The sequence below is a fragment of the Pseudomonas stagnisoli genome (genome assembly GCF_048595745.1).
Lineage (GTDB): Bacteria > Pseudomonadota > Gammaproteobacteria > Pseudomonadales > Pseudomonadaceae > Aquipseudomonas > Aquipseudomonas alcaligenes_A.
The window spans coordinates 2,498,771-2,516,785 of the sequence record NZ_CP184361.1 but is presented as its reverse complement, the minus strand read 5'-3'; the positions used below and the strand labels follow the sequence as shown (position 1 = coordinate 2,516,785).

Below are 18,015 nucleotides of genomic sequence, written 5' to 3'. Positions count from 1 at the left end.
TCAGTAGCGCGCCAGCGTCTGCAGCTCGGCGTCATCCATCTCGTAAGCGATCCATTTCTGCACCGGGCGACCGCCCAGGCGCTGGTAGAAACTTTCCGCACGAGCATTGCCGGCCAGTACGTCCCAGTGCAGGCGTCCGGCACCTTGCTCCAGCGCCCATTGCGCCAGCGTGCCCAGCAGTTGCCTGCCCAGAGCCTGTGAGCGCCAGGGCGCCGTCACATACAACTCCTTGAGGCGCACGGTCGGGCGCAGATCAACGGTGAACGGGACGAGCAGCGCGATGGCGTAGCCGCGCAGCTCGCCTGCTGCGGTCTCGGCGACGAAGACCTGGCATTGCGCCGTGGGGCCGAAGGCGCGCCGGTGCAACGCGGCTTCGTCCACGGCGAAGTCCGCCAGGTAGTCCTCGAAGGCGGCCAGCTGGCGCATCAGCGTAAGCAACTGCGGCACGTCCGCCGCGCAGGCCTGGCGGATCAGCATGCGCAGCTGACGCTTTGCGAGGCGGCGCTCGGCTGGGCATCGCCGCTGACCAGGTTCAGGCCCTCATCGAGCCAGCCGGTGACGCCGCCGATCATCTCCTTCACCGCGTAGCCGAGGCTCGCCAGGCGCACCGCGGCGCGGTGGACGCCGTTGCAGTGCGGGCCGGCGCAGTAGACGACGAACAGGGTGTCGCGGGGAAACTCAGCCATGCGCTCGGTGCTCATCAGGCGGTGCGGGATGTTGATGGCGCCGGGTACGTGGCCGGCGGCGTAGGCGGCCTCGCCGCGTACATCGACCAGCACGTAGTCGACCTGGCCTTCCTGCCGGCTGCGGTAGACGTCCGAGCAGTCGGTCTCGAAGGCGAGGCGCTGGCTGAAATGCATCAGGGCGATGGCGGAAGTGGCGGCGGGGAACTGGCTGACCAGGCTCATGGTGGAACTCCTCGTGATGGGGTATGGCGCCACTGTATGAGTCGCCGCGACTCCGCTACAGTGGCGGCTCGGACAGGTATCGGAAATTTTCCGCCAATGCGCAACGACCCCGGCCTGGTGGCCATCCTCGCCTATGACGGCCTGTGCACTTTCGAATTCGGTATCGCCGTGGAGATCTTCGGCCTGGCGCGGCCGGAGTTCGATTTCCCCTGGTATCGCCACCGCATCGTCGGCCTCGACGAGGGGCCGATGCGCGCCACGGGTGGCATCCGGGTGCTGGCCGATGCCGGCTTAGAAGGCTTGGCCGAGGCCCGCACCATCATCGTTCCCGGCTGGCGCGACCGTGCCGAGCTGCCACCGCCGGCGTTGCTCGATGCCCTGCGCGAGGCCCACGGGCGTGGCGCGCGGCTGCTGTCGATCTGTTCCGGGGTGTTCGTGCTGGCGGCCAGCGGTCTGCTCGACGGCCAGCGCGCCACCACCCACTGGCGCTATACGGATGAGCTGGCGCAGCGCTACCCGGCCATCGAGGTGGATCCGCAGGTGCTGTATGTCGACGCCGGCCAGCTGATCACCTCGGCCGGTAGCGCCGCTGGCATTGATGCCTGTCTGCACCTGGTGGCGCGTGACTTCGGCAACCAGGTCGCCAATCGCGTGGCCCAGCGCCTGGTGATGGCGCCGCAGCGTGCCGGCGGCCAGGCGCAGTTCATCCCCGCGCCGGTGGCGCACTCCGCGCGCCATGATCTGTCCGGCCTGCTGGAGTGGGTACGCCAGCGCCTCGATCAGCCATTGGAGGTCAGGCAGCTGGCGGCGCGGGTAGCGATGAGCGAGCGCACCTTCCTGCGCCGTTTCGGCGCGGCCACCGGCATGACGCCCAAGGCCTGGCTGCAACACGAGCGCTTGTCCCGTGCCCGCGAGCTGCTGGAGGGCGATGCGCAGAGCGTCGAGCGTATCGCCGAGCAGTGTGGCTATCGCACCGTGGAGAGTTTTCGCGTTGCGTTCCGCAACCATCTGGGGCTATCGCCAAGCGCTTATCGCGAGCGCTTCGGCAGGCATGGCACGAAAGCCCAGACGCCGCTGGCGTAAAACACTTGAGAAGCATTACCATTCGCGCCAATTCCACGTCCAGCGGCAGACGTATCCCATGGCGGTTAGCGCGGTCTCACAGCAACAAACCTTCCAGCAGCTTTACCGGGATCACCACGGCTGGCTGATCAGCTGGTTGCGGCGGCGCATGGACTGCTCTCAGGGGGCTGCCGACCTGGCCCAGGACACTTTCCTGCGCCTGCTGAGCAAAGAGCGCGATCTCGCGCCGCTGCGTGAGCCACGTGCCTACCTGTCGACCATCGCCCATGGGCTGCTGGTCAATCACTGGCGGCGCCTGGCCATCGAGCGTGCCTATCTCGAATCCCTGGCCCAGCAGCCGGAGCAGTACGCCCCCTCACCGGAGCAGCGCGAGCTGATCATGGCTTCCCTGCTGCAGATCGACGCCCTGCTGCGGCGCCTGCCGGGCAAGGTGCGCGATGCTTTCCTCCTGGCTCAGCTCGATGGTCTGACCTACGCGCAGATTGCGGTAAAGCTCGGTGTGTCCGAGCGTATGGTGAAGAAGTACATGGCCCAGGCCATGCTCCATTGCCTGACCCTGGCGCAGGACTGAGGCATGGGCCAGTCGATTGATTTTGCCGTGTTGCAGCAGGCTGCCGACTGGTTCGCCCGGCTGCGCGACGAGCACGCCAGCGAGCAGGACCGGCTCGCCTGGCAGCGCTGGCTGGAGGCCCGGCCGCAACACCGCCAGGCCTGGCTGCGGGTTGAGAGCATCAGCGGTCAGTTTGAACGCCTGCCGCAGCGCCAGGCGGCGCGTTCGGCACTGCAGGCGCGTGGAGTGGAGCGACGCCAGGCGCTCAAGGCGCTATCCATCGTGGCGGGCGTTGGTCTGCTGGGGCTGGGCGGCCGTGCACTGCCCTGGCAGCAATGGCAGGCCAGCCAGCGCACGGCGGTGGGCGAGGTACGTGACAGCCAACTGGCCGATGGCAGCCGCCTGTGGCTGAACACCGACAGCGCGCTGGACGTGGATTTCACTGCCCAACTGCGACGCCTGATGCTGTACCGCGGCGAGGTGCTGGTCGAGGCGGCCGACGATGCCCGTCCGTTGTGGCTGGAAACCGCCCATGCGCGCCTGCGGGTGCAGGGCGGGCGTTTCGCCGTGCGCCAGCTGGACGACGGTTACCTGGTCTCGACCCAGATCGGCGCGCTGGAGATTATTGGTGCCCGCCGGCAGAGCCTGTTTGCGGGTCAGCAGGCCTATTTCGATGCCCACTGGGTGGATAGCCCGGCGCCGTTGCGCCAGGGCCAGCAGGCCTGGACCCACGGCGTTCTGCAGGCCGATGACATGCCGTTGGGAGAGTTCGTCGCCGAGCTGAGCCGCCACCAGCGTGGACATCTGGGCTGCGATCCGCGGGTGGCCAAGCTGCGCCTGGTTGGCGCCTTCCCGCTGGCGCAGCCGGAGCGCATCTACGCCGCCCTGGAGGCCAGCCTGCCGGTGCGTGTGGTGCATCGGCTGCCGTGGTGGATCAGCATCGAGCCGCGCCATTCAGCTGCGACTTGAGTGCGGATATAAATATTTCGCATTCGTGGTTCCCCTTTTTTCATCTGGCTTGGCTTCAAGCGCATTAGGGCGATTTTGCCCGCTATGCCATCGCTATCCAGGGGGATTCACATGCCTTACTCCACTACTCCGCACGCCCTGCGTCGGGCGATTCGCGCCGCCGTGCTGGCCATGCCGCTGGCCGCCCTGCAGCCGGGCCTGGGCGGCCTGGCCCAGGCCGCCGATGCCGAGCAGAGCCTGCGCAGCTACGCCATCCCGGCCGGTCCGCTGTCCAGCGCCCTGAGCCAGTTCGCCAGCGAGGCGCAGATTCTCCTCGCTGTCGACGGCCAGCTCACCGCCAACAAGCAGAGCCAGGGCCTGCAGGGCCAGTACTCGGTGGATGAGGGCCTGGCCCGGTTGCTGCAGGACAGCGGTATGCAGGTGGTGCGTGACGCCAGCGGCAGCTATTCGCTGAGCCTGGTTGGCGAGGGCGCCAGCCTGTCGCTGCAGACCACCGAGGTCGAGGGCTTCGCCCTGGGCAACGCGCTGGGCAGCATGGACGGCTACAACGCCACCCACAGCAGCGTGGCGACCAAGACCAGCAAGGCGCTGGTGAACACTTCGCAGAGCGTATCCGTGGTGACTGCCGCGCAGATCGAGGAGCAGGGCTCGCGTACCGTCGCCGAGGCTACCCGCTATACCGCCGGTGTGCTCACCAACCCTTACGGCAACACCCATCGCTATGACTACCTGGCCATGCGCGGGATCAACGATGGTTCGGTGGACAACATCATCATCGACGGCCTGAAGGCCATGGGCGATCCGGGCTCCTTTACCAGCCTGCAGATCGATCCCTACTTCCTCGAACGCATCGATGTGCTCAAGGGCCCGTCTTCGGTGCTCTACGGTCGCAGCAATCCGGGTGGTCTGGCAGCGCTGACCACCAAGCGCCCCGAGTTCGAACAGGCCGGCCGCATCGATGTGTCCTTCGGCAGCCATGACTACAAACAGACGGCCTTCGACGTCACCGGCCCGCTCAGCGACAACGTCGCCTACCGCGTGGTCGGCCTGGCCAAGGACACCGATGTGCAGGTCGAGCATGTCGAAGAGACTCGCTACGCGCTGATGCCCAGCCTGGCGCTGAGCCTCGGTGACGACACCCTGCTCAATCTCTACGCCTACCTGCAGGAAGACCCCAATGGCGGCTACCACGGCAGCCTGCCGGCCTCCGGCACCCTGCACACGCGTAACGGCGAGCGTATCTCTGCCAGCTTCTTCGAGGGTGACCCGGACATCGAGGAATTCAAGCGCAGCCAGCAGATGCTCGGCTATGAACTGGAACACCGCTTCAACGACACCTGGAGCGCGCGGCAAAACTTCCGCTACCTGGCCGCCAGCACCGAAAACAGCCAGGTGTGGGGCAACGGATATGTGAGCGCCACCGGCAACGAGCTGGCCCGTGGCTTCAGCGGTGGCGAGGAGAACCTGCACGCCTGGATCGTCGACAACCTGCTGCAAGCCGAATTCGCCACCGGCGCGGCACAGCACACCCTGGTCACCGGGCTGGACTACCAGTACTCGAAGAACAAGGTGCGCTACGACCGCGACTACAGCTCGGTGACCCCGCTGGACGTGTTCAATCCGCAATACCCGGCCAACGACCTGGCTGCCCTGGCCACCGTCAGCGACGCCCTGCGCCGGCAGAAGCAGGCCGGCCTGTACGTGCAGGACCTGATCGAGCTGGGCGGCTGGAACTTCACCGCCGGTCTGCGCCAGGACTGGTACGACGTATCCATCGACGACGATCAGCAGGGCACCAAGGACGCCAACACCGGCGACAAGCTCAGCGGCCACCTCGGCGTGCTGTATGCCTTCGACAACGGCCTCTCGCCCTATGTCAGCTACTCCACTTCGTTCAACCCCACGTCCAACTACTCCGATGGTGCGCAGATCCTCAAGCCCACTACCGGCGAGCAGTGGGAGGCAGGCCTGAAGTTCCAGCCGCCGGGCACCGACGACCTGTACACCATCTCCTTATTCACCCTCGAGATGGAGAACCTGTTCGCCAAGGAGAACAGCTTCACCGACAACTACGAATACAAGGGCGTTGGTGGCATCGATTCCAGGGGCGTCGAGCTGGAGGCCCGCGTGCAGGTCACCGACAACCTGCAGCTGCTGGGCAGCTACACCTACAATGACGTGGAATACAGCAAGTCCTACTTCGTCTTCGACGCGCTCGGTGGCGTGGTGGATGCCAAGGGCAACACCCCGTACCAGACACCCGAGCAGATGGCCAGCCTGTGGGCCGACTACGGCTTCAAGGAAGGTCTGCTGGCCGGCCTGACCATCGGCGCTGGCGCCCGCTATGTGGGCGAGAGCGAGGGTAGCGACCTGAACGACTTCCAGGTGCCGTCCTACACCCTGTTCGACGCGGCAGTCAGCTATGACCTGGCCCACGTCGGCCTGCAGGGCACCTCGGTGCGGGTCAACGCCAACAACCTCACTGATGAGTACTACGTGGCCTCCTGCTATTCGGCCACCGCCTGCTACCTGGGCGAGGAGCGTACCGTGGTGGCCACCGTCACCCAGAAGTTCTGACCCAGCGCAATGGCCGCCGTCTCGCCAGAGACGGCGGTTTTCTGCTGTTTGCGAGACGGAAAATCATGATGCGCAACATTCTGGTCCGGCTGCACCGTTACCTCGGGCTGGCTACTGCGGTGTTCCTCGCCCTGGCCGGTGTGACCGGCAGCGTGCTGGCCTTCCACCACGAACTGGATGAGTGGCTTAACCCGCAGTTCTACCAGACCGATCACACCGCCACGGCGCGCATGGACGGCCCGAGCCTGATCGAGCGGCTGGAGGCGGCTCATCCGCAGCGCCTGGTCTGGTATCTGGAACAGCCGGACGAACCCGGCCATTCGGCGCTGCTGGCCACCGTGCCGCGCACCGATCCGGCCAGCGGCCAGCCTTATCCGCTGGCGCCACGGGTGTTCTACCTCGACCCGGCGGACGGCAGCGTGCTGGGCGAGCGGGAGTGGGGCGCCTGCTGTTTCTCTCGGGAGAACTTCGTCCCTTTTATCCTCGAGTTCCACTACAGCCTCAGCCTGCCGGGCAATTGGGGCATCCTGCTGATGGGCATCGTCGCCATTCTCTGGACCATCGACTGCCTGGTCTCGCTGTGGCTGACCCTCCCGCGCGGTCGACCGTTCTGGCGCAAATGGGGCAAGGCCTGGAAGATCAAGCGCCAGCGCCTCAACCACGACGTGCACCGCGCCGGTGGCCTGTGGCTGTGGCTGCTGCTGACCCCGGTGGCGGTCAGCAGTGTGGCAATGAACCTGCCGGCCGACGTGTTCAAACCCGTGGTTTCGCTGTTCTCGGAGGTACCGCTGAGTACCTACGAGGCGCGCGGCCGGCTGCCCAAGGAGGCGCTGGGCGAGCTGCAGCTGAACTACCGCCAGGCCTATGCGCTGGCGCGGGAGGAGGGTGATCGCCTGGGGCTGCAGCAACCCATTACCGAGCTGTACTACAGCTTCGAGTACAACTTCTTCGGTGCCGGTTTCGGCGACCATGCCAGCGACCAGGGCAACGCCTGGGTCTTCGTGCATGGCGAGGACGGCCGTGTGATCGGTCGCGAAATCCCCGGTGTCGGCACCCTGGGCGAGCGCTTCTACCAGCTGCAGCTACCGATCCACGGCGGGCGCATCCTCGGCTTCCCCGGGCGGGTGTTGATCGCCGTGCTGGGCCTGGCCATTGCCGTACTCAGCATCACCGGCATGGTGATCTGGTGGCGCAAACAGCGCGCCCGCCTGTTCACGGCGCAGCGCGTTGAACGGCGGCTTGCTGAGCAGGGATAATCTGTCCGTGCCCGTGGTCATAGCCGGCGCCCCGCAATTCTTCCTGGAACTTCCCGTGCGCCTGCTGCCCTTTCGACTGAGTACCCTGCTTCTGGCACTGGCCCTGCCGGCCGGTGCCAACACCTGTCCACCTGGCCAGGTGCAGGTCTGTCTCTACGGCTGCCTGTGCGTGCCGGAGTACGCGCAGGTGCAGGAGCAGGCGCTGGAGCTGGCAGCCAGCAACCTGCAGGGCTGGATTCTGCAGTCACGTCAGCAACTGCTGGCCGCCGGCAGCGCACCGATGCCGACGGCGATCCGCCAGCAGCTGCTGGCCTGGTATCCGGCCGAGCTGCTGGATGCCGTGCGCTACCGGGTGGGCGGCGGCGAGCAGCTGGATGCTGCCAGCACCCTGCTGCAGAACCCCGACATCCAGGCCGTGACCCTGGTCGACCTGATCGTGTTTCGCGAGGCTGAAGCCGCCGAGCTTGATGTCGCGCTTTGGGCTCACGAGCTGCACCATGTGCAGCAGTACCGCGCGTGGGGCGTGGAAGGCTTTGCCCGCCGCTACACGCGGGACTTCGAGGCAGTCGAGGGGCCGGCCTACGAACTGCAGCTGCGGGTATCGCGTGCGCTGCGAGAACAGCGCGGCTATTGAAAACCAAGCAAGCGCTAGGTTAGTGTGGCGGCAAACAACAACCGGGAGCCACCCGCATGTCCGCCTTCCAGGAATACTTCGATCCTTCTCATCAGCTGGTACGCGACTCGGTGCGCCGCTTCATCGAGCGCGAAGTGCTACCGCACATCGCCGACTGGGAGGAAGCCGAGGAGTTCCCCCGCGAGCTGTACCGCAAGGCGGGGGCGGCCGGGATTCTCGGCATCGGTTACCCGGAGCAGTTCGGCGGCAGCCATGAAGGTGACCTGTTTGCCAAGGTGGCGGCCAGCGAGGAACTGATGCGTTCCGGCTCTGGCGGCCTGGTCGCCGGCCTCGGTTCGCTGGACATCGGCCTGCCGCCGGTACTCAAGTGGGCCAAGCCAGCACTGCGCGACCGTGTGGTGCCCGAGGTGCTGGCTGGCGAGAAGATCATGGCGCTGGCGGTGACCGAGCCTTCCGGCGGTTCCGACGTGGCCAATCTGAAGACCCGTGCCGTGCGCGACGGTGATTACTACCGCGTGACAGGCAGCAAGACCTTTATCACCAGCGGCGTGCGTGCCGACTACTACACCGTGGCCGTGCGCACCGGCGGCGAGGGCTTCGGCGGTGTCAGCCTGTTGCTGATCGAGAAGGGCACGCCTGGTTTCACCGTTGGCCGCTCGCTGAAGAAGATGGGCTGGCGCTCATCGGACACTGCCGAGCTGTTCTTCGATGACTGCAAGGTGCCGGTGGAGAACCTGATCGGTGCCGAGAACATGGGCTTTGCCTGCATCATGGCCAACTTCCAGAGCGAACGACTGAGCCTGGCACTGATGGCCAACATGACCTCGCAGATGGCCCTGGAAGAGGCCATGCGCTGGGCCCGCGAGCGCGAGGCCTTCGGCAAGCCGATCGGCAAGTTCCAGGTGCTCAAGCACCGCCTGGCCGAGATGGCCACCCAACTGGAAGTGTCTCGCGAGTTCACCTACCGCCAGGCGGCGAAGATGGCCGCCGGCAAGAGCGTGATCAAGGAAATCTCCATGGCCAAGAACTTCGCCACCGACGTGGCTGATCGCATCACCTACGATGCGGTGCAGATCCTCGGCGGCATGGGTTACATGCGTGAAAGCCTGGTAGAGCGCCTGTACCGCGACAACCGCATCCTCTCCATCGGCGGCGGATCGCGGGAGATCATGAACGAGATCATCAGCAAGCAGATGGGCTTGTGAGTGCCGGCTGCGACTGGCGCTCGCTGAAACGTGTGCGCTGATCAATGGCCGCGCTGACAAGGCAGCGGCAATCGGCGCCAGGCTGCACGAACTGCTGAGCAGGTAGTCGTTCCTGCTCAGTGCTCGTCGAGGGCAAAGGCGGTCAGTGCAAAGGTCGGAATACCGGCGTCCTGCAGTTTCTGCGACCCCCCCAGCTCGGGCAGGTCGATGATCGCGGCGGCTTCGTACACCTGGGCTCCGAGGCGCCGGACCAGCCGGGCGGCGGCCAGCAGGGTGCCGCCGGTAGCGATCAGGTCATCGAAGATCAGGACCCGGTCACCATCGCACAGGCTGTCGCTGTGAACTTCCAGCAGGGCCTCGCCATATTCGGTCTGGTAACTCTCGGAGAGCACGTCCGCCGGCAGCTTGCCCTGTTTGCGGAACAGGATCAGCGGCTTGTTCAGTTCGTAGGCGATCACCGAGCCGATCAGAAAACCGCGCGCATCCATCGCGGCCACATGGCTGAAATCGGCCTCCACGTAGCGCTGGATGAAGCTGTCGGCGACCATGCGCTGGGCGCGCGGCGACTGGAATAGCGGGGTAATGTCGCGGAACACCACGCCCGGCTTGGGGAAGTCCGGCACGGGGCGGATCAGCGACTTGATGTCGAATTCGTCGAAGATCATCACGCGTCCTCAGTCCGCCATGCTACCGCCGGCGAGGGCGCACAGTTCAATTGGATCGAGGATCTGTACTTCCTTGCCTTCGGCGTTGATCAGGCCGTTCTGTTGGAAGCGGGTGAATACTCGTGACACGGTTTCCACCGCGAGGCCCAGGTAGTTGCCGAGCTCATTGCGTGACATGGCCAGGCGGAACTGGTTGGCCGAGAAACCGCGGGCGCGGAATCGCGCGGAAAGGTTGACCAGGAAGGTGGCAATTCGCTCGTCGGCGGTCTTCTTGGACAGCAGCAGCATCATCTGCTGGTCGTCGCGGATCTCCCGGCTCATGACCCGCATCAGCTGACGGCGCAATTGAGGGAGCTGCACGGAAAGTTCATCCAGGCGCTCGAAGGGGATCTCGCAGACGGAGGTAGTCTCCAGTGCCTGCGCGGATACGGGGTAGAGTTCGCTGTCTACACCGGACAGACCAACCAGTTCGCTGGGCAGGTGGAATCCGGTGATCTGCTCTTCACCGGCGTCGCTGAGAGTAAAGGTTTTCAGCGCGCCGGCACGCACGGCGAATACCGAGTCGAAGGTGTCGCCCTGGCGAAACAGGAACTCACCCTTCTTCAATGGGCGGCCCCGCTTGACGATGCGGTCCAGGGCATCCATGTCCTCGAGGTTCAAGGACAGCGGCAAGCACAGCGCGGCGAGACTGCAGTCCTTGCAATGGGCCTGGTGCGGGCTGTGCACCTTGATGAACTCTGACATCGCTACCCCTGAGTGGAGAGTCACACACAAAATCGAAGGTTAACCCATTGGCGCCCGGCTGGGCCAGAGCGGCTGCGCATGTCTGACCATTTGCTCAAGTTATGGCCGGATCGCCCGATAGCCAGTTGGCGTCATGTGGAGGAGGCAGCATGTTGAAACTGGACGTGAGTGGGCTCAGTGAACGCCTGGCGCAGGGCATACAGCGTCAGGTGGCAAGGGCCAGCGGCACAGCCCCCGGCGAGCCTGAGGTGCGTGACGGTCTGCGGGTTACGCTGTCGGAGTTGGGTAAAGCGCGAGCCACCGCGAAGCATGATGATATCGAGGAGGCCAACCTGCCGGACAACATCAAGGAGATTCTCCGGTTGATCCGTGCCCTGCGCCAGCAGATCGCCGATAAACAGGCCGAGCTGCAGGCGCTGATGGCGGAGTCGGGAGCGGATCCGCGGATCAAGCAGATGCGCGTGGAAGCCCTGCGTGGTGAGCTGTCCTCGTTGCAAGGCGCGCTGAGCACGGCTCAGGCGAGTCTGTTGACGGCGCTCAAGGACAAGCGCCTGAGTGATGACCAGCGACTGCAGGCCAGTCGCCTGGCGATGGGCTGATCAATCCTTTGCCCGAGGCGGGCCGGCCTTATGGCCGGCGCCTGGTTCAGATGACCCGCGAGAAACGCTGCTGGTTCTGCTGCTCCAGGTAGTGATCAAACAGCATGCACACCGAGCGTACCAGCAGGCGTCCGGCCGGTCGCACTTCAATACCCTGGGCGCCGAGTTCGATCAGACCGTCGCGATCAAGCTGCTGCAGTTGCGGCCAGATGGCTGAGAAGTAGCTGCGAAAGTCGATGGCGAAGCGCTGTTCGATTTCGCCGAAATTCAGTTGGAACTGACAGATCAGCGCCTGGATCACCGCGCGGCGGATGCGGTCATCCTCGTTGCAATGCAGGCCGCGCTGGGTCGCCAGCTGGCCGTTGGCCAGGCTTTGCTGGTAGTTGGCCAGGTCGCTGCTGTTCTGGCTGTAAAGGTCGCCGACCTGGCTGATGGCCGATACGCCAAGCCCGATCAGATCGCAGTGACCGTGCGTGGTGTAGCCCTGGAAATTGCGCTGCAGGGTGCCGTCCTCCTGTGCCATGGCCAGCTCGTCATCGGGGAGGGCGAAGTGGTCCATGCCGATATAGCGGTAGCCGGCGGCGGTCAGCTGCTCGATGCTGCGCTGCAGCATTTCCAGTTTCAGCGCCGGACTGGGCAGGTCGCTTTCGTTGATACGGCGCTGCGGCATGAAGCGCTCGGGCAAGTGGGCATAGTTGAACACCGACAACCGATCAGGCTGCAGGGCGATCACCTCGGCCACGGTGCGGGCGAAGCTGTCCGGATTCTGCAGCGGCAGGCCGTAGATCAGGTCGATGTTCACCGAGCGGTACTGCAGCGTGTGCGCGGCTTCGACGATGGCGCGGGTCTGTTCCAGTGTCTGCAGGCGGTTGATCGCTCGCTGCACGTTGGGATCGAGGTCCTGTACGCCAAGGCTGACGCGATTGAAGCCCAGATCGCGTAGCAGACCCATGGTCGACCAGTCGGCCTCGCGCGGATCGATCTCGATGCCGTAGTCGCCGCGATCATCGTCAAGCAGGTGAAAGTGCTTGCGCAGATGCTCCATCAGTCGACGCAGTTCGTCGTGGCTGAGGAAAGTCGGGGTTCCGCCGCCGAAGTGCAGTTGCTCGACCACCTGTGCGCTGTCGATATGGCGGGAAATCATTTCGATCTCCTGCTCCAGGCGCTCCAGATAGGGCAGGGCGCGGCCGCGATCCTTGGTGATCACTTTGTTGCAGGCGCAGTAGTAGCAGATGTTGGCGCAGAACGGCACGTGCACGTACAGCGACAGTGGGCGCTTGGCCTTGCGGCTGTCACGCAGGGCGTGCAGCAGGTCGAAGGAGCCGACTTCGCCATGGAATTGCACGGCGGTGGGGTATGAGGTGTAGCGCGGGCCCGGTCGGTCGTGACGGCGGATCAGGTCGGCGTCCCAGTGGATGGCATCGAGCATCGGGGAAATCCCTGGAGTGGCGAGTGATGCCAGTCTAGGGAGAGCCCGAGGGGAGCCTCTTGATTTGTATCAATGGCCCATCAGCCAATGCTGATGCGGGCCGGGCAATGTCCAGATACCAAACAGGATCACCAGCAGGCCACCAGCGACCCGCACGCCGCGTTGGCGCAGGAGTGCGGTCAGCCGTTCGGCGGCCATGCCGGTGGCCAGCAGCACCGGCCAGGTGCCCAGGCCAAAGGCCAGCATCAGCAGCGCGCTTTCACCCGGTGAGCCCTGGCTGGAGGCCCACAGCAGCGTGCTGTAGACCAGACCGCAGGGCAGCCAGCCCCACACGGCGCCGAGCAGAAGGGCACGTGGCAGGCTGCTGACCGGCATCAGGCGGCTGGCGACGGGTTGCAGGTGACGCCACAGGTGGCGACCGAGTGCCTCGATGCGGGTCAGGCCGCTCCACCAGCCTGCCAGGTAAAGGCCCATGGCGATCAGCAGCAGGCCTGCCAGCACGCGCAGGGCCATGGCAGCCGGGCTGCTGGCTACGGCCCAGCCGGCCAGGCCAATGAGCAGGCCGGCGGTGGCATAGCTGAGGATGCGCCCGAGGTTGTAGGCCAGCAGCAGGCGCAGGCGTCGCGCGCGCTGCTCGGGCGGGATGGCCAGGGTCAGTGCACCCATCAGCCCGCCACACATACCCAGGCAGTGGCCGCCGCCGAGCAGGCCGAGGATCACTGCGGACAGCAGTGGCGCGACGAGCTCAGGCACGCGGTTCGTCCTCGGGCTTCTCGGCCTTGTCGGCTTCGGCGACACCGGCCTTGTGCTGGGGGTCTTCGTCGTCGAACAGGATGCTGTGGGCCGGGCTGTCCAGATCGTCATACTGGCCGTTGTCCACTGCCCAGAAGAACAGCCAGATGGCGAAGCCAACCAGGCCGACGGCGATGGGGATCAGGAAGTAGATGGCGGACATGACTCGGGCTCCTAGGCGTTCTTCACTCGGGCCAGGCGGAGTGCGTTCAGTACCACGAGCAGTGAGCTGGCCGACATGCCGAGTGCGGCCCACAGTGGGGTGACCCAGCCAAGCGCGGCGAAGGGCAGCACCAGTCCGTTGTACAGGGTGGCCCAGGTCAGGTTCTCGATGATCACGCGGCGAGTGCGACGGGCCAGGCTAAAGGCTTCTATGAGACTGCTCAGGCGGTTGGACAGCAACACCGCGTCGGCGCTGGTCTTGGCCAGGTCGGTGGCACTGCCCATGGCTACGCTGATGTCGGCACCGGCCAGTACCGGTACGTCGTTGACCCCGTCGCCGAGCATCAACACGCGACGGCCGCGCTGGTGCAGCTCCTGCAGCACGGCCAGCTTGGCGTCAGGGGTCAGGCCGCCGCGGGCGTCCTCGATGCCGAGCTGGCGAGCCACCTCGGCGACCATCGGCGAGCTGTCGCCTGAGAGCAGGAGGATGGCCCAGCCCTCGGCACGGCAGGCGTCAATCAGTTGCGCGGCATCGGCCCGCAGCTGGTCGCCGAGGACGAACCAGGCCAGCGGCCCGCGCTCATCGCCGAGCAACAACCATTGGCCGTGTTCACCGGGAATGTTCGGCGCCGGGCGCCCGGCCAGGGCTGCGACATAGTTCGGCTGGCCGATGCGCAGACGACGACCGCTGACCACGCCCTCGAGGCCCTGGCCCGGTTCGCTGATCAGCTGCTCGGCGCCCTTGCTGCTGTGACCAAAGGCACGGGCGATGGGGTGTTCAGAACCGTGTTCGAGCGTGGCCGCCAGTGCCAGGCAGGCATCCGCATCCAGTTCGCGCAGGGTTTCGATACGCTCGAGGGTCAGGCGTCCTTCGCTCAGCGTGCCGGTCTTGTCGAAGATCACCGTGTCGATCTGCTTCAGGCCCTCCAGCACGTGCCCGCGCGTCAGCAGCAGGCCAAGCTTGTGCAGGCTGCCGGTGGCGGTGGTCAGCGCGGTCGGCGTGGCCAGCGACAGGGCGCAGGGGCAGGTGGCGACCAGTAGCGCCAGGACGATCCAGAAGGCGCGCTGTGGGTCTATTTGCCACCAGACCAGCCCCACGACCGCAGCGACGGCCAGCACCACCAGCAGGAACCACTGCGCCACACGGTCAGCCAGTTCGGCCATTCTCGGTTTGTCGGCCTGCGCTCGCTCCAGCAGGCGCACGATGGCCGAAAGACGGGTGTTCTCGCCCAGTGCCTCGACCTCAACGGTCAGCGGCCCCTCGACATTGAGGGTTCCGGCGGTGACCGAGTCCCCTTCACCTTTTGGCAGCGGCAGGTACTCGCCGGTGAGCAGCGATTCATCGACACTCGACTGCCCGGCGACGATGCGTCCATCTGCCGGGAGCTGGCCGCCTGGGGGGACCAGTACGCGGTCGCCGATGGCCAGCTCGCGCAGCAGCACGCGCTGACTCTGGCCGCTGGGTTCCAGGCGCAGGCAGGAGGGGGGGAGCAGATTGACCAGCTGCGAAGTGGCCGCTGCCGTGCGCTCGCGGGCGCGGCGTTCCAGATAGCGGCCAGCGAGCAGGAACAGGGCAAACATGCCCACGGCGTCAAAGTACAGTTCGCCGACACCGGTAACGGTGGACCAGATGCCGGCCACGTAGGCCCCGCCGATCGCCAGCGATACCGATACATCCATGGTCAGGTGGCGGGTGCGCAGGTCGCGCAGCGCGCCACGGAAGAACTGGCCGCAGCAATAGAAGACGATGGGGGTGGTCAGGAACAGGCTGGTCCAGCGCAGGATCTTGTCCAGTTCCGGCGAGAGGTCGACGTTGAACTCCGGCCAGGTGGCCATGGCGGCCATCATCACCTGCATCCACAACAGGCCGGCAACGCCAATCTGGCGCATGGCCTTGCGGTTCTCTTCGGCAAGGCGCGCACTGGCATCGTCTTCCTGCCAGGGATGGCCGGCATAGCCGATGCGGCGGAGCTCGGCGAGCAGCTGGCTGAGCGGGATCTGGCTGTCGGACCAGCGTACCTGCAGGCGCTGGTTGGACAGGTTGAGGTTGGCATCCACCACGCCCGGCAGGCCGCGCAGGTGTTTCTCGATCAGCCAGCCGCAGGCGGCGCAACTGATGCCCTCGATCAGCAGGCGAGTCTCGCTGAGCTCGCCCTGGTGTTCGACGAAGCCGCGTTGCACTTCGTCGCGGTCATACAGCGCCAGTTCGTCCGGCAGGGCCTTGGGCAGTGCCTGCGGGTTGATGGCGTTGTCGCTGCGATGTCGGTAGTAGCTTTCCAGGCCGCCGGCAACAATGGCTTCGGCCACGGCCTGGCAGCCCGGGCAGCAGAAGGCCCGCGTCTGCTCCAGAACGCGGGCCTCGAAACGGCTGCCGGCAGGCACCGGCAGGCCGCAGTGATAGCAGGGTAGGGGACTGCTCAAGACATTACTCGCCGAGGTGGATGCTCTGGCTGCTGGCCAGTTGCTTTTCCTCGAACAGGCGCCAGTCCTTGCCGCCTTCCTGGCCGATCAGCTCGACGAAGCGCCGTCCTTCGACTGCGTCCAGCAGATTGCCGGTATAGCGGCCATCGGGCTGGCGCTGCACGACCACGCGGCGATCGCGCTCCGGCTGGGTCGGCGAGATCAGGTTGAGCACCAGCTGCGGCGGATTGCTGTAGCCCTTGAGATGCAACTCGACCGTGCCCTTCTCGTTGTCCAGTGTCAGGAAGGCCTCGAGCTGCAGGCGTTCAGCCAGGTCCTCGCGCTCCAGCGACGTGTTGATACCTTTGCCGACATCGTAGTAGTTGTCCGACAGCAGGCCAGGCGGGTTGTTGGTGGCGATCACCAGCATGCTGGTCCCCAGCACCACGGACAGACCGAGGATGCCGAGGATGAACCAGACCCAGACTTCTTTGTACCAGGGGTTGACCGGGGTTTGTTGCGACGACATTGCTTGACCTTGTTCAGCGCACGCTCGGGCCGATGAATCGGCTGTCGGCATCGTTCTCGATAGTGGGATCTTCCAAGGCCTGGACCTTGAATAGAATTTCATTGGCGCTGGACGGCAGCTTCTCCGGCGCGATGGACAGTTCCACCGGAATCGACAGCACCTCGCCGGCGGCAGCCTTGACCTCGCGCTTGCCTTCGTACTCGAGACCGTCGATACCTTCGACGGAGATCAGGTAGGTCAGGTCGCGCTGGGCTTTGTTCATCAGTTTCACGGTGTAGACGTTCTCGACATGACCCTGCTCGTTCTCGCGGAACAGTACGCGGTCCTTGAGCACATCGACTTCTACCAGCGAACGATTGAAAACGGCCCAGGCAAACAGGCTCATCATCGCCACCAAAGCGAGGGCATAGCCTATCAGGCGCGGACGCAACAGGTGGGTCTTCTGCCCGGAAAGATTGTGTTCGGTTGTGTAGCTGACCAGTCCGCGCGGGTAGCCCATCTTGTCCATGATTGCGTCGCACGCGTCGACACAGGCCGCACAGCCAATGCACTCGATCTGCAGGCCGTCGCGGATGTCGATACCGGTCGGGCAGACCTGTACGCACATGGTGCAGTCGATGCAGTCACCCAGGCCCTCGGCCTTGTAATCGGCGGTTTTCTTGCGCGGGCCACGGCTCTCGCCACGGCGCGGGTCGTAGGAGACGATCAGGGTGTCCTTGTCGAACATCACGCTCTGGAAGCGCGCGTAGGGGCACATGTAGATGCACACCTGTTCGCGCAGCCAGCCGGCGTTGCCGTAGGTGGCCAGGGTGAAGAAGCCGACCCAGAAGTAGGCCCAGCCGTCAGCCGTGCCATTGAGCAGGCTGGGTAGCAGGTCGCGGATGGGCGAGAAGTAGCCGACGAAGGTCAGGCCGGTGACCAGGCCGATCATCAGCCAGAGACTGTGCTTGGCGATCTTGCGCAGCAGCTTGTTGGAGCTCATCGGCGCCTTGTCCAGCTTCATGCGCTGGTTGCGGTCACCTTCGGTGACTTTCTCGCACCACATGAAGATCCAGGTCCACACGCTTTGCGGGCAGGTATAGCCGCACCAGACGCGACCGGCGAACACGGTGATGAAAAACAGGCCGAAGGCACAGATGATCAGCAGCCAGGACAGCAGGGCAAAATCCTGCGGCCAGAAGGTAGCGCCGAAGATGAAGAACTTACGTTCCGGCAGGTTCCACCAGACAGCCTGGCGGTCATTCCAGCTGAGCCAGACGGTGCCGAAGTAGAGCAGAAAGAGGAAAGCGCCACCGCCAAGCCGCAGGTTGCGGAACAGGCCGGTAAAGGCACGGGTATAGATTTTTTCGCGACTGGCGTAAAGGTCGACGGATTCGCCGCCTTTGGCCGGGGGAGGGGTGATGTTTCGGACGGGAATCTGTTCGCTCATCAGGGTCGTACCACGGCTGGGGTGATTGCTCCCGCGATACTTGCCGGGGGAGTCAGAATTTCACATGCACTATGGTACGCCTGA

General features: G+C 65.2%; 18 protein-coding genes. 8 read left to right on the top strand and 10 right to left on the bottom strand.

All coding sequences use genetic code 11. The features are described from left to right. The gene (locus ACOAPY_RS12040; protein WP_465153424.1) at positions 1-477 is read right to left on the bottom strand and encodes an N-acetyltransferase family protein; all 477 of its coding nucleotides are present in this window, start codon (positions 475-477) and stop codon (positions 1-3) included. Then, the gene (locus tag ACOAPY_RS12035) at positions 471-908 is read right to left on the bottom strand and encodes a rhodanese-like domain-containing protein (RefSeq protein WP_465153423.1); all 438 of its coding nucleotides are present in this window, start codon (positions 906-908) and stop codon (positions 471-473) included. Before ACOAPY_RS12035 ends, ACOAPY_RS12040 begins: the two co-directional genes overlap by 7 nt. 96 nt (positions 909-1,004) lie before the next feature. On the opposite strand from ACOAPY_RS12035, the gene ftrA reads away from it, so the two are divergent. The 7 genes from ftrA (at position 1,005) to ACOAPY_RS12000 (ending at position 9,182) form a co-directional block, all read left to right on the top strand. Then, on the top strand, positions 1,005-1,991 hold the full coding sequence (gene ftrA / locus ACOAPY_RS12030; RefSeq protein ID WP_465153422.1) for a transcriptional regulator FtrA: 987 nt from the start codon (positions 1,005-1,007) through the stop codon (positions 1,989-1,991). Between the two features lie 58 nt (positions 1,992-2,049). Beyond that, positions 2,050-2,562, top strand: coding sequence for a sigma-70 family RNA polymerase sigma factor (locus ACOAPY_RS12025; protein ID WP_465153421.1), 513 nt, complete (start codon positions 2,050-2,052; stop codon positions 2,560-2,562). 3 nt (positions 2,563-2,565) lie between these two features. Next, positions 2,566-3,510, top strand: a complete 945-nt coding sequence (locus ACOAPY_RS12020; protein ID WP_465153420.1) for a FecR domain-containing protein — start codon at positions 2,566-2,568, stop codon at positions 3,508-3,510. Between the two features lie 111 nt (positions 3,511-3,621). Further along, on the top strand, positions 3,622-6,087 hold the full coding sequence (locus tag ACOAPY_RS12015; protein ID WP_465153419.1) for a TonB-dependent siderophore receptor: 2,466 nt from the start codon (positions 3,622-3,624) through the stop codon (positions 6,085-6,087). Positions 6,088-6,155: 68 nt separating this feature from the next. Next, complete coding sequence (locus ACOAPY_RS12010; protein WP_465156792.1) at positions 6,156-7,343, top strand: PepSY-associated TM helix domain-containing protein; 1,188 nt, start codon at positions 6,156-6,158, stop codon at positions 7,341-7,343. A 13-nt stretch (positions 7,344-7,356) separates the two neighbouring features. After that, the gene (locus tag ACOAPY_RS12005; protein WP_465156790.1) at positions 7,357-7,977 is read left to right on the top strand and encodes an eCIS core domain-containing protein; all 621 of its coding nucleotides are present in this window, start codon (positions 7,357-7,359) and stop codon (positions 7,975-7,977) included. Positions 7,978-8,033: 56 nt separating this feature from the next. Then, positions 8,034-9,182 (top strand): acyl-CoA dehydrogenase family protein, encoded by a 1,149-nt coding sequence (locus ACOAPY_RS12000; protein WP_465153418.1) that lies wholly within the window; start codon positions 8,034-8,036, stop codon positions 9,180-9,182. A gap of 116 nt (positions 9,183-9,298) precedes the next feature. Here the strand turns inward: ACOAPY_RS12000 and ACOAPY_RS11995 are convergent, their stop codons facing one another. Together ACOAPY_RS11995 and fnr are read right to left on the bottom strand one after the other, a co-directional pair. Continuing rightward, positions 9,299-9,847 (bottom strand): adenine phosphoribosyltransferase, encoded by a 549-nt coding sequence (locus ACOAPY_RS11995; RefSeq protein WP_076578506.1) that lies wholly within the window; start codon positions 9,845-9,847, stop codon positions 9,299-9,301. Between the two features lie 9 nt (positions 9,848-9,856). Next, positions 9,857-10,591 (bottom strand): fumarate/nitrate reduction transcriptional regulator Fnr, encoded by a 735-nt coding sequence (gene fnr, locus ACOAPY_RS11990; protein ID WP_076578508.1) that lies wholly within the window; start codon positions 10,589-10,591, stop codon positions 9,857-9,859. A 149-nt stretch (positions 10,592-10,740) separates the two neighbouring features. Between fnr and ACOAPY_RS11985 the strand changes: the two genes are divergently transcribed. Then, positions 10,741-11,190 (top strand): hypothetical protein, encoded by a 450-nt coding sequence (locus tag ACOAPY_RS11985; protein WP_465153417.1) that lies wholly within the window; start codon positions 10,741-10,743, stop codon positions 11,188-11,190. Positions 11,191-11,236: 46 nt separating this feature from the next. Here ACOAPY_RS11985 and hemN read toward each other — a convergent pair whose 3' ends face one another. The 6 genes from hemN to ccoG form a co-directional block, all read right to left on the bottom strand. Next, on the bottom strand, positions 11,237-12,619 hold the full coding sequence (gene hemN, locus ACOAPY_RS11980) for an oxygen-independent coproporphyrinogen III oxidase (protein WP_465153416.1): 1,383 nt from the start codon (positions 12,617-12,619) through the stop codon (positions 11,237-11,239). 69 nt (positions 12,620-12,688) lie between these two features. Continuing rightward, positions 12,689-13,372: a sulfite exporter TauE/SafE family protein gene (locus ACOAPY_RS11975; RefSeq protein ID WP_465153415.1), complete on the bottom strand. Its 684-nt coding sequence runs from the start codon at positions 13,370-13,372 to the stop codon at positions 12,689-12,691. Next, the gene (ccoS, locus tag ACOAPY_RS11970) at positions 13,365-13,574 is read right to left on the bottom strand and encodes a cbb3-type cytochrome oxidase assembly protein CcoS (protein ID WP_076578513.1); all 210 of its coding nucleotides are present in this window, start codon (positions 13,572-13,574) and stop codon (positions 13,365-13,367) included. The genes ACOAPY_RS11975 and ccoS overlap by 8 nt, the downstream gene beginning before the upstream one ends. Positions 13,575-13,585: 11 nt before the next feature. After that, positions 13,586-15,994: a heavy metal translocating P-type ATPase gene (locus tag ACOAPY_RS11965; protein ID WP_465153414.1), complete on the bottom strand. Its 2,409-nt coding sequence runs from the start codon at positions 15,992-15,994 to the stop codon at positions 13,586-13,588. Positions 15,995-15,998: 4 nt separating this feature from the next. Continuing rightward, complete coding sequence (locus ACOAPY_RS11960; RefSeq protein ID WP_465153413.1) at positions 15,999-16,502, bottom strand: FixH family protein; 504 nt, start codon at positions 16,500-16,502, stop codon at positions 15,999-16,001. A gap of 13 nt (positions 16,503-16,515) precedes the next feature. Beyond that, positions 16,516-17,931 (bottom strand): cytochrome c oxidase accessory protein CcoG, encoded by a 1,416-nt coding sequence (ccoG, locus tag ACOAPY_RS11955; protein ID WP_465153412.1) that lies wholly within the window; start codon positions 17,929-17,931, stop codon positions 16,516-16,518. Positions 17,932-18,015: the final 84 nt, after the last annotated feature.